Genomic DNA, 11,728 nt, shown 5'->3' with positions numbered 1-11,728 from the left:
TGTACATGGGATTACGCGGTGAGGCCGCGATCGTCGGCTATGTCGAGCTGCCGCCCGAGCGGCTCAACAAGGCGTCGCTCGCGCCGTTCGCGATCGAACAGTGGGCGGAATTGTCCGCGGCCGCACTCGAGAATGCCGGGCTGCCCGGTGACGTCGTCGACGGGATCGTGGCATCGCACCTGGCCGAGTCGGAAATCTTCGTGCCGTCGACCATCGCCGAATACCTCGGCGTAGGAGCGCGATTCGCCGAACACGTCGACCTCGGCGGGGCGAGCGCGGCAGCCATGGTCTGGCGCGCGGCCGCGGCGATCGAACTGGGCATCTGTGACGCGGTCTTGTGCGCGTTGCCGGCCCGCTACATCACGCCCTCATCGAAGAAGAAGCCCAGACCTATGGTCGACGCGATGTTCTTCGGGTCGTCGAGCAATCAATACGGCTCTCCCCAAGCCGAATTCGAGATTCCCTACGGCAACCTCGGCCAGAACGGCCCGTACGGGCAGGTCGCCCAGCGCTACGCGGCGGTCTACGGCTACGACGAGCGGGCGATGGCCAAGATCGTCGTCGACACGCGGTTCAACGCCAACCACACCGAGGGTGCCATCTGGAAGGACAAGCCGCTCACCGTCGACGACGTCCTGGCCAGCCCGGTGATCGCCGACCCCCTGCACATGCTGGAGATCGTCATGCCCTGTGTCGGGGGCGCCGCGGTCGTCGTCGCCAATGCCGACCTCGCCAGGCGCGCGCGCCATCGCCCGGTGTGGGTCAAGGGATTCGGCGAACACGTGCCGTTCAAGACCCCGACGTACGCCAAGGATCTGCTGTGCACCCCGATCGCGGAGGCCGCCGATACCGCGTTCGCCATGACTGAGCTGAGTCGCGCGCAGATGGACATGGTGTCGATCTACGACTGCTACACCATCACCGTGCTGCTGTCGCTGGAGGACGCGGGCTTCTGCGAGAAGGGCAAGGGCATGGAATTCGTCGCCGGCCATGACCTGACCTTCCGCGGCGACTTCCCGCTCAACACCGCGGGCGGGCAACTGGGTTTCGGCCAGGCCGGACTCGCCGGCGGCATGCACCACGTCTGCGACGCCACCCGCCAGATCATGGGTCGCGCGGGTGCGGCGCAGGTCGCCGACTGTCATCGCGCCTTCGTGTCCGGCAACGGCGGAATCCTGTCGGAACAGACGACGCTCATCCTCGAGGGGGATTGATCGGACATGGCCACCTTCGAGCGCCCGATGCCCGTCAAAACCCCCACCAGCGCCCCGTTTTGGGACGCGTTGGCGCAGCACCGCATCGTAATCCAGTACTCGCCCTCGCTGGGAAGCTACGTGTTCTACCCGCGGGTGCGCGCCCCGCGCACCCTGGCTGACGACCTGGAGTGGCGTGAGATCTCCGGGATGGGGACGTTGTATTCCTACACCGTGGCGCGGCGGCCGGTCAGCCCGCACTTCGCCGACGCGGTCCCCCAGCTGCTGGCCATCGTCGAATGGGACGAGGGGCCAAGGTTTTCCACCGAGATGGTCAACGTCGACCCCGCCGATCTGCGGATCGGGATGCGGGTGCGGCCGGTGTTCTTCGACTACCCGGCGGACGACGTCACAATGCTGCGCTACGAGCCCGCCGGCTGACATCCCGGTAGGCGACTATTAGTCGCCATTTCGCGGACCGCTGGCCGCCAACCCACGGTGTAGACCGGGCTGCCTCCAGCGTGACGTGGCATTGCGATGCAGCCGTTTAGCCGCGGATTTAGACCGACGCGCACCGTTGACACTGCGATCGGCGCCATTGTCTACTAGTCACTGTATCGGTGAGGAGCGCGGCATGCACAAGGACGACTTGATCCTGATCAGCGTGGACGACCACATTGCCGAGCCCGCCGACATGTTCGACGCGCACGTCCCCGCGAAATACCGGGACCGCGCACCCCGGGTGGTCACCGAACCCGACGGCGTCCAGCAGTGGTACTACGGCGAGGTCCGCGGTCGGAACATGGGTTTGAACGCGGTGGCGGGAAAGCCCCGGGAGATGTACAACATCGACGCCTCCCGCTACGACGAGATGCGGCCCGGCTGCTTCAACGTGGACGAGCGGATCCGCGACATGAACGCCGGCGGGCAGCTGGCCGGCCTGAACTTCCCGAACTTCACCGGCTTCTCCGGCCAGGTGCTCAACCAGGGCCCCGACCGCGACGTCAACCTGGTGATGATCAAGGCCTACAACGATTGGCACATCGACGAGTGGTGCGCGGCCTACCCGGGCCGGTTCATCCCCTGCGGCATCCTGCCGCTGTTCGACGTGACGGAGGCGGCCAAGGAGGTCAACCGCCTCGCCGGCAAGGGCTGCCACGCGGTGACTTTCTCGGAGAACCCGGAAGCGTTGCAGATGCCCAGCATTCACACCAGGTACTGGTACCCGTTGTTCGAGGCCGTGTGTGACAACAAGACGGTGCTGTGCACGCATGTGGGTTCTGCCTCGCGTTCCCCCCAGGTGTCGAGCGACGCGCCGCCCAGCGTGCAGATGACGGCGTCGTCGATGATGAGCATGTTCACCTTCACCGAGCTGATCTGGGCCGAGTTCTGGGCGGACTTCTCGCAGCTGAAGTTCTCCCTCACCGAGGGCGACGTCGGCTGGATCCCGTACTTCCTGTGGCGGGCCGAGCACGTCTACAACCGCCATTCGGGCTGGACGCTGGCGAAGTTCCCGCCCGGCTACAGCGGGCCCGCCGACGTCTTCAAACGCCACTTCTACACGTGCTTCATCAGCGACAAGGTCGGCGTGCGCAACATGGAGTGGTTCAACGAGGACATGCTGTGCTGGGAGTCCGACTTCCCCCATTCCGACAGCAACTGGCCGTTCGCACCCGAGGACGTCATCGAGACCATGGGGCACCTCGGCGACGCCGTCATCGACAAGATCACCCACGAAAACGCCATGGCCGCCTACTCGTTCGATCCGTTCCGGCACATCCCGAAGGAACGGGCCCGGGCCGGTTCCCTGCGCGCCCAGGCCACCGACGTCGACGTGGTGACACACGTGGGCCGCCGGGCGAGCCAGCGTGATCGCGACGCGTGGACCCGGATGACCCAGTTCGCCCTGCAGTCCCAGGTGACGGCGGAAGCCGGCGGGATCGCGGGGCGCGCCACCAGCCTGGGCAACTGAGGGTGGCAGCCCGGGCGCCGTTCGAGGACTGGCGCGTGCTGGAGCTGTCGAACGGGATCGCGGTGTCCTACTGCGGCAAGATGTTCGCCGACGCGGGCGCCGACGTGGTGAAAGTCGAATCAGCGCAGGGGGATTCGCTGCGGGGTCGATCCGCCGGTGGGCCGCCCGGCGCGCTGTTCGGCTACCTGGCCGCGAGCAAGAAGTCCGTGGCCAACATTGGCCGGCCGGAGGTCACCGACCTGCTGGCCGGCGCCGACGTCGTGCTGACCGACCTGACCGACGGCTGGACGCTCCACGACATCACGGCCCACACCGGCGCCGCGGCCGTGGTCGTCGCCGTGACGCCGTTCGGCACCACGGGCCCCTACGTCGACGATCGCGTGATCGCCAACGAGTTCATCCTGCAGGCGTTGTGCGGCTCGACGGCCGGCCGCGGCTGGCCGGAGGACGAGCCGGTGCAGGCCGGCGGCCAGCTCGGCGAGTGGCTGGCCGGCACCTTTGCGGCGGCGGTGGCCGCAGCGACCGCGCGGCATGCCGCGCGCAGCGGCCGCGGCGAGATCGTCGACGTCTCCACGTACGAGGCGATGGTGATCGCGATGGGCGGACTGTCCGCCATGTCGGCCAGCGTGCTGGGGGCGGATTCGCTTTTGGGGCAACGCAGTCTGGAGCTGCCGTCGATCGTCCCCACCGCCGACGGGATGGTCGGTTTCTGCACGATCACCGCCCAGCAGTTCCAGGACTTCCTGGTCCTGATCGATCGCGCTGACCTGCTCGACGACGCCGAACTCGCCTCGTTCGACGGCCGGGTCGCCCGCCGCGACGAGTTCCTCGACACGGTCACGCGATGGACCCGGGCCCGCACCACGCGGGAGGTCGTCGACCTCGCGGTCGGCTTCCGGATCCCGGTGGCCCCGATCGCGACGCCCGAAATGCTACCCGCGATCGACCATTTCGTGCAGCGCGGCGTGTTCGTTCAATCGGAGGCGGGGGTGTTGCAGCCGAGGGTGCCATATCGCAGCGGCGCGATGGCGACCCGGCCCCCCGGGCGGGCCCCCGGACTGGGCGCGGACAACGGTAAGGTCCACTGGCCGCCGCGATCCCGTCCGACCGCCGTCGCCGACGCCGACGCACTGCCGTTGGCCGACACCCGGATCACCGACTTCACCGCGTTCTGGGCGGGACCGGTCGCCACCCAACTGCTGGGCACCCTGGGCGCCGACGTGATCAAGGTCGAGGGGGTCCGCCGGCCCGACGGCATGCGCTTTTCCGCCGGCCGCCCGCCGACATGGGACCAGTGGTGGGAATGGGGCCCGGTCTTCCTGTGCAGCAACAACAACAAGCGTGGCGTCAGCATCGAACTGAGCACCGACGCGGGGCGGGCCACGGCGCTGGAGCTCATCGCCGCGAGCGATCTCGTCATCGAGAACTTCTCGCCCCGGGTGATGGCGAACTTCGGCCTGGACTGGGCTGCCGTGCGGGAGGCCAACCCCCGCGCCATCATGGTGCGGATGCCCGCCTTCGGCCTGGACGGTCCCTGGCGCGACCGCGTGGGCTTCGCCCAGACGATGGAGCAGGCGACCGGGATGGCGTGGATGACCGGACACGCCGACGGCCCCCCGGTGATCCCGCGCGGGGTCTGCGACCCGATCGCGGGGCTGCACGCCGCCTTCGCCGCCGTCGCCGCGCTGGCGATCCGCGACCGGGACGGGACCGGCATGCACGTCGAATCCACCATGGTGGAGGCGGCACTGAATGTGGCCGCCGAGATGCTGGTCGAATACTCCCGCAGCGGAGTGACGATGCGGCGCAACGGGAACCGCGGGCCGGACGCCGGCCCGCAAGGGGTCTACCGATGCCGGGGGGAGGACGACTGGGTCGCCCTGGCCGCGACGGACGATGCCGCCCGCACGGCGCTGGCCCGGCTGCTGGGGCGGCCGGACCTCCGCGCCGGTGACTGGCGAGAGCAGGCGGACGAAGCCGACAAGCTGATCTCCGCCTGGACGGCCCGGCGACCGGTGGCCGAGGCGGTCGAAGCGCTGCGCGCCGCCGGCGTGGCCGCGGCGCGGGTCACTCCGGCCCCCGAATTGCTGCGGGATCCGCACCTGCACGCGCGGGGCTTCTGGGAAACCGTCGACCACCCCGTCGCCGGGTCGTTCCTGTGTACGGGGATGCCGTTCGCGTTTCTCGGCAAGCCCCGGCGCTGGATCCGTCGGGTGCCGCCGCTGTACGGGCAGCACACCGGCGAGGTCCTGACCGGACTCCTGGGACGCGGCGACGACGAGTTGTCCGCGTTGGCGCGGTCGGGGACCATCAGCGACCGACCGGCGGGCCTGTGACATGGCGGTCACCCTGTGCGTGCCGCCGCGCCCCGGCGAATTATGCGCGCCCGTACGGTTTCTGGTCCGCGAGGACTCGGTGGTGATGGAGTTGACCGCCCGGCACCGCATCACCAGCGTCGAATGGGACGAGCACGAGCGGGCGGTGGCGATGGTCGTCGAGATCACCGACCCGCAGACCGCGCGGCCCGTGGACGTGCGCATCGACGTGGTGGACGGGGGCGCGGCGTCCACCGACGCACGAACCACGACGATCGGGACCATCACCCGCGACGGGCGACGCTACGACGTCGTCGGCACCTACCTCGGTGTCGTGGCGGACGAGAACTAGACGCGAAGGATCACCGAAGTGGCAGGCAGAAAACGCACCGCGGCGATCGTCGGGGTGCACAACACCCGGCAGGGCCGACGCCTGGACGGCGAGACGTCACGCAGCCTGGCGCTCAAGGCGATCCGCGGCGCCCTCGACGACGCGGGCCTGCGCCTCGAGGACGTCGACGGGATCAGCGCGGGGCCGCTGTCCACCGCGCTCATCTACGACCTGCGCCTCGGCCCGGCCTGGCAGGGGCTCGCGTTCGGCGTCGGCATGGTCACCGAAGCGGTCACCGCCATCGAACACGGCATGGCCGACGTGGTGGTGCTGGTGGCCGCCCAGGCCGGCGAGTACCGCGACCACGAGGCGACGGCGCCGTGGACGCGGCCCGAGAACGAGTTCGTCGCGCCGTGGGGCATGTTCACCACCGCGGAATTCGCGCTCATCGCGCGCCGGCACATGCACACCTACGGCACGACGCGCGAACAACTTTCGATCGTCGCCGCGACCATCCGCAACAACGGGTCGCGCAACCCCGAGGCCGTCTACTACCAGCGTGGGCCCTTCGCGCCCGACGACATCACCGGGTCCCGGCCCATCGCCGAGCCGTTCCACCTGCTCGACTGCGCCACCACGTCCGAAGGCGGGTGCGCGCTCGTGGTGGCCAACCTCGAAAAAGTGGATGGCGCAAGCCAGCCCGTCTACGTCTTGGGCAGCGGCGCCGACTTTCACGGCCCCTCCTACCAGCATCCGCCGGCGTGGGATTTGACCGGGCGGCGGGACCGGCACGTGAACGGTGTGGTCGGCCGGCGTGCGGCCGGGCGCGCGTTCGACCACGCCGGGCTGCGGCCCGACGACGTCGACGTGCTGGAGCTGTACGACCCGTTCTCCTTCGAGATCATCCGGCAGCTCGAGGCTTTCGGATTCTGCGGCGAGGGCGAGGGCGGGCCGTTCGTCGCGGACGGCCACATCGCCATCGACGGCAGCCACCCCATCACCACCGACGGAGGAACCATGTCGTTCAGCCACGCGGGCTCCAATCCCCAGATGATGCAACGGGCCATCCGAGCGGTCCAGCAGCTGCGCGGCCAGGCCGGCGAGCTTCAGGTCCCCGACGCGCATATCGCGTTGTGCAGCAACGGGGGAGCGGGGGCATTGTTCACCACGCTGCTGATCCTGGGGGACGAACCGCGGTGAGTTCCGATGCCCTGCGCCCACAGGCCGGACCGGTGCCCCACGCCAGTAGCCACCTCAGCCTCCCCTTCTGGGAGGGGTGCCGGTCGGGCGAATTGCGCTACCAGCGCTGCGAAGCCTGTGGGTTGGCGAACTTCCCGCCGACCGAGCATTGCCGCCAATGCCTTGCGGCGCAGCTGCGCTGGGAGCGCGGCGCGGGCCGCGGCGAGATCTACAGCTGGACGGTGGTGCACCGGCCGGTGACGGCGGAATTCGAACCGCCGTACGCGCCGGCGATCGTCACGCTGGACGAGGGCTACCAGATGCTGACCAACGTCGTCGGGGTGGCGCCGCGGGAGTTGCGGATCGGCATGCGCGTGCGGGTGCAGTTTCATGCCGTCGGCCCCGACGTGACGCTGCCGTACTTCACCGGACAGGAGTAGGCCGGCCGTGAGCCCCCGACACACCAGCGACGGCCTGCCGGTGACCGCCTACCTGGTGCTGGGCGTGCTGGCCGCCAACGACGAGCAACTCACCGCGGGTGAGATCAAGATGCGCGCCGAATTATCAGTGGGCCACTTCTACTGGTCCCCGTCGGTCAGCCACGTGCGGCGCGAGCTGAACCGCCTGCTGGCGCGCGGCATGGTCGGCGAGATCGGCGCCCGGTCCGGCAAGCGGGCCATCACGCTGTACGAGACCACCGACACAGGGCTCGACGCGCTGCGCCGTTGGGTGCAACACTTCCCGGGCCAGGACCAGGTGGTCGTCAAGCACCCCGTCATCCTCAAGACCTGGCTCGCCCGCGGCGAGGACCCGGAACTCATCGTGGACACGCTGGACCGGCACCTGGAGGCGACCCGGGCGCGGCTGGACGAGGCGTTGTGGTCACGGCAGCGGTCGCGCGACCTCGGCATCAGCGACGACCCGGATCAGCGGTTCTCGTTGGCCGTCCTGGACTATGCAATCCGCGGCCTGTACGCCGAGCTCGCCAACATCGCGCAGCTGCGCGACGAGATAGCCGCGGGCACAACGCGAGACCCCGTCAGACGGGTGAAGCGGTCGAAGGGGCAGATCCGCCGCCGAGTGCCCCAAGGTCCTGGCTAGACGCCGTGACCGCGTAGGCCGTGCCGCGCGACTCGCGCTCCCACAGCGCTTCCCCCGCACCGATGGCCGTGCCCTCGGCGATCAGTTGGCGTTTGAGCACCTTGTGGGTGGCGGTGCTGGGCAGGTCCGTGGCGATCCGGACGTAGCGCGGTCGGGCCTTCGGCGACAGGTCGGGCTGCGCGTCGAGGAACGCCTCGAACGCGTCGGGGTCGAGGGTGTGTCCCGCGTTGAGGACGATCGCGGCCATCACCTGATCGCCGACCCGCTCGTCCGGAACCGCGTACACCGCGACACGGTTGATTGCATTGTGCCGCAGCAGGATCCGTTCGATAGGCGCCGCGGCAAGGTTCTCGCCGTCCACCCGCATCCAGTCGGCGGTGCGACCGGCCAGATAGATCCAGCCCTCGGCGTCGCGGTAGGCGAGATCGCCGGACCAGTACATGCCGTGGCGCATGCGCTCGGCGTTGGCTTCGGGGTCGTTGTAGTAGCCGGTGAAGAAACCCGAACCGGCCGTGTTGACCAACTCGCCGATCGCTTCGTCGGCATTCGTCAGTGCGCCGTCGGCGTCGAACCGCGCGACCGCGCACTCGGTGACGGTGTCGCTGTTGTAGATCGCCACCCCGTCCACCCCTTTGCCGATCGAGCCCTTCGGCGTGCCGGGCTCGCGGATCACCATCACGGCGTTCTCGGTGGAGCCGAAGCCGTCCTCGACCTGGACACCGAAGCGGCGCGCGAACTCCTCGATGTCCTTGTCGTTGGCCTCGTTGCCGAAGGCGACGCGCAACGGGTTGTCGGCATCGTCGTCGCGTTCCGGGGTGGCCAGGATGTAGGCGAGCGGCTTGCCGACGTAGTTCATGTAGGTCGCGCCGTAGTGTCGGACATCATCGAGGAAGTTGCTCGCCGAGAACCTGGCCGGCACGATCGCGGCGCCGGAAACCACCGCGGGTGCCCACCCGGCGACGACCGCGTTGGAGTGGAACAGGGGCATGGACACGTAGCAGGTGTCCCGCTCGGTCAGGGCGAAGCGCTGCGCCAGGTTGAGGCCGGCGAAGGTGGCCATCAGGTGGGAAACCTGCACTGCCTTCGGGTTGCCGCTCGTGCCGGACGTGAAGATCATCATGAACGGGTCCATCGCGGTGACCTGCCGATGGGGCACGAGTTCGCCGGCCTCCTTGACGAACTCGGCCCACTCCGGCGCCGAGGTGTCGAGGATCCGGGTTTCCTGCAGGTCCAGGCCGTCGAGCAGGGGCAGGTGTTCGGCGTCGGTGACCAGGAACTGGCAGTGCGCGCGCCGGATGTCGGCGGCGAGCGCCTCGCCTCGCCGCGTGGTGTTCAGGCCGCACAGCACGTAGCCGCCGAGCCCGGCCGCCGCCATCTGGGCCAGCATCTCGGGGTTGTTTCCCAGCAGGGCGCCCACGTGCATCGGCCGGCCCGGGTCGGCAGCGGCGATCAGGGCCGCCGCCCGCGCCGCCGCCCCGGCCAGGTACCGACTCCAACTCCATTGCAGCCCAAGGTGTTTGACGGCGAGCCCGGGATCGGACAAGCGCTTGCGCAGCAGCGCCTGAATCGTGTCGTCAGTCATCGATCGGATTCACCTTCACTATGCATGGCCACTGCGAGACGAGACGGTCCGTCTTATGGTAGCGGCGGGCCGAAGGCCGTCACACCGCGGCAGTCGGTGGGCGCCGCCCACGCTCGCGACCCCAAGCCTTCGCGACCTCACGCGGTGCAACATTTCATCGCAATTTCTCCAAGGATTCCCGATCGAAGACTGCGTGTATAGCTTCTTGGTTCGCATCGAACGGCGAACATGGCCTCATGCTGTTTGAGTTGCACCGCTCGCTGATCCTGCTCAGGAACCGGGCGCGACATTTCCTCGCCGAGTCCTACACCCGGGGTCGGCGCGCCCACCTGGCCGGTGACGTCACGGTGGTCGGCCGGCGGCCGGGAAAGACCACGCCCAAGGCCAGAAGCCGGGACCGGATCAACCGCCCACCATCATCAGGCCGCCGTCGACGGCGAGCAGTTGCCCGGTGATGAATCCCGATCCGGGGCCGGCCAGGAAGACCAGCATCGGGCCGAGATCGCGCGCGGGGTCGCCCAACTTTCCGCCCATCGGAATCATCATTTGCATCTGTTGGTCGATGAACGCGCTCGCGTCGGGGCCGAGGAACTCGCGCAACCGGTCCGCGCCGGCCGTCTGCACCGCCGGCGCCAAAGCGTTGACGGTGATCTTGTCGGCCGCCCATGCCTTGGCGGCCGACCGCGTCCACGCCTGGACCGCACCCTTGGTGGCGGCGTAGACGGCCGAGATCGGGCTGCCCATCACGGCTTCCGACGAGCCGAAGTTGATGATCCTGCCGCCCTTGGGGTCCTGCTCCTTCATCACGGCGTAGGCCGCCTGATTGGTCAGGATGGTCGCCTTGACGTTCGTGTCCAGCAGGGAGGAGATCTCCTCGACGCCGATGTAGCCGGGAATTCCGGCCTGCCACAACCCCGCGGCGTGCACCAGCACGTCGAGTCCGCCCAGGCGGTCGGCGGCCGCCCGCACCATGCCGGAGACGGCGTCGGCGTCGCGTACGTCGCATTGCAACCAACTGGCCGCGAGGCCGTCCGGCGGCGGGGTGTTGTGATAGGTGGCGGCGACCTCGGCGCCCGCCTCGGTGAGGGCTCCCACGGCGGCCGCGCCGATTCCGGTTGCGCCGCCGGTGACCAGGATCCGCCGCCCTCGCAGCGATGACGTCGTAGCTGACATGGGCAAGACGCTACCGCCGCCGGCGTAGCTGGTTAAGTGCGCACCGCGATCGTCGACAACAGGTCGGCGAGCCGGTCCGGCTGGTCGATCATCGAGAAGGTCCTGGCGCCGTCGATGACCTCGAGGCGGGCGTTGGGGACGGTGGCCGCCAAGCGGGCACCGTCCTCCTGCTCGAAGAACACGTCGTCGGCCGACCAGGCGATCAGGGTGGGCTTGTCGAACTCCGGGAGCCGGGCCGCCACACCCGTCGTGACCTCCGTGCGCATCGACAGCGTGAACCGGCGCAGGTCTTCGGAGATGCGGTGATCGGAGAGCCCCGGCTGCACCCACGCCTCGGTGAGGTCGTCGATGTTGCGATGCGCGAGCCCGTCGAACGCGCGCTTGCGGGCCGCGGGCAGCCGCATGGCCTGGGCCACGGCCCGGAACGTCGCCTTCGACTTGGCGGCCAGGATCACCGGTTTGAGGATCGGCGGCGGAAAGTGTTCGAAGGCATCGCAACTCGTGAGCACCAGCGCCCCGAGCCGGTCGGGGTGGTGCACGGCCACCAGCTGGGTGACGACCCCGCCGGTGTCGTTACCGACCAGCACCACGTCATGGAGGTCGAGCGCGGTCAGCACCTCGGCGACCATGCCCGCGACGCCCGTGATGGTGCGATCGGCGCCGCGGCGCAACGGCTCGGGGTGCGCGCCCAGCGGCCAGGTCGGGGCGATGCAGCGCAGCCCGAGGCCGGCCAGCCGTTCACCGACCTGACGCCACAGCTCGCCGCCCATCATGTACCCGTGCACGAAGACCACCGGCCTGCCGCCTTCGGGTCCGGTTGCTTCGTAATGGATGGTTCCGGCGCTAATGTCGATCGTCGACATAGAGAACTCCTACCTCGGG

At 69.1% G+C, this 11,728-nt stretch carries 11 protein-coding genes; 8 read left to right on the top strand and 3 right to left on the bottom strand.

What is annotated here, in order from left to right; all coding sequences use genetic code 11:
* Positions 1-5 precede the first annotated feature (5 nt).
* From BST44_RS14365 to BST44_RS14330, 8 genes are all read left to right on the top strand, one after another.
* Positions 6-1,214: a thiolase family protein gene (locus BST44_RS14365; protein ID WP_083177771.1), complete on the top strand. Its 1,209-nt coding sequence runs from the start codon at positions 6-8 to the stop codon at positions 1,212-1,214.
* Positions 1,215-1,220: 6 nt separating this feature from the next.
* Positions 1,221-1,634, top strand: coding sequence for a Zn-ribbon domain-containing OB-fold protein (locus BST44_RS14360; protein WP_083177770.1), 414 nt, complete (start codon positions 1,221-1,223; stop codon positions 1,632-1,634).
* Between the two features lie 193 nt (positions 1,635-1,827).
* A complete protein-coding gene (locus tag BST44_RS14355; protein WP_083177769.1) occupies positions 1,828-3,165 on the top strand; it encodes an amidohydrolase family protein in 1,338 nt (445 codons plus the stop codon).
* A gap of 2 nt (positions 3,166-3,167) precedes the next feature.
* Positions 3,168-5,501, top strand: coding sequence for a CaiB/BaiF CoA-transferase family protein (locus BST44_RS14350; RefSeq protein WP_083177768.1), 2,334 nt, complete (start codon positions 3,168-3,170; stop codon positions 5,499-5,501).
* 1 nt (position 5,502) lies between these two features.
* Positions 5,503-5,832: a hypothetical protein gene (locus BST44_RS14345; protein WP_083177767.1), complete on the top strand. Its 330-nt coding sequence runs from the start codon at positions 5,503-5,505 to the stop codon at positions 5,830-5,832.
* 18 nt (positions 5,833-5,850) lie between these two features.
* Positions 5,851-7,011, top strand: coding sequence for a thiolase family protein (locus tag BST44_RS14340; RefSeq protein ID WP_083177766.1), 1,161 nt, complete (start codon positions 5,851-5,853; stop codon positions 7,009-7,011).
* Entirely contained in the window at positions 7,008-7,430 is a 423-nt protein-coding gene (locus BST44_RS14335) for a Zn-ribbon domain-containing OB-fold protein (protein WP_083177765.1), read from the top strand. The genes BST44_RS14340 and BST44_RS14335 overlap by 4 nt, the downstream gene beginning before the upstream one ends.
* 7 nt (positions 7,431-7,437) lie before the next feature.
* A complete protein-coding gene (locus tag BST44_RS14330) occupies positions 7,438-8,091 on the top strand; it encodes a PadR family transcriptional regulator (RefSeq protein WP_083177764.1) in 654 nt (217 codons plus the stop codon).
* On the opposite strand, the gene fadD1 is transcribed toward BST44_RS14330, so the two are convergent.
* From fadD1 to BST44_RS14315, 3 genes are all read right to left on the bottom strand, one after another.
* Positions 8,030-9,673 carry a fatty-acid--CoA ligase FadD1 gene (gene fadD1, locus BST44_RS14325; protein WP_083177763.1) on the bottom strand — a complete coding sequence of 548 codons (1,644 nt, stop codon included), beginning with the start codon at positions 9,671-9,673 and terminating at the stop codon, positions 8,030-8,032. The genes BST44_RS14330 and fadD1 overlap by 62 nt on opposite strands.
* 402 nt (positions 9,674-10,075) lie before the next feature.
* Entirely contained in the window at positions 10,076-10,846 is a 771-nt protein-coding gene (locus BST44_RS14320; RefSeq protein WP_083177762.1) for an SDR family NAD(P)-dependent oxidoreductase, read from the bottom strand.
* Positions 10,847-10,878: 32 nt separating this feature from the next.
* The gene (locus BST44_RS14315) at positions 10,879-11,709 is read right to left on the bottom strand and encodes an alpha/beta fold hydrolase (RefSeq protein ID WP_083177761.1); all 831 of its coding nucleotides are present in this window, start codon (positions 11,707-11,709) and stop codon (positions 10,879-10,881) included.
* Positions 11,710-11,728 lie beyond the last annotated feature (19 nt).

This window comes from Mycobacterium scrofulaceum, from assembly GCF_002086735.1.
Lineage (GTDB): Bacteria > Actinomycetota > Actinomycetes > Mycobacteriales > Mycobacteriaceae > Mycobacterium > Mycobacterium scrofulaceum.
This window is presented reverse-complemented; position numbering and strand designations above follow the sequence as displayed.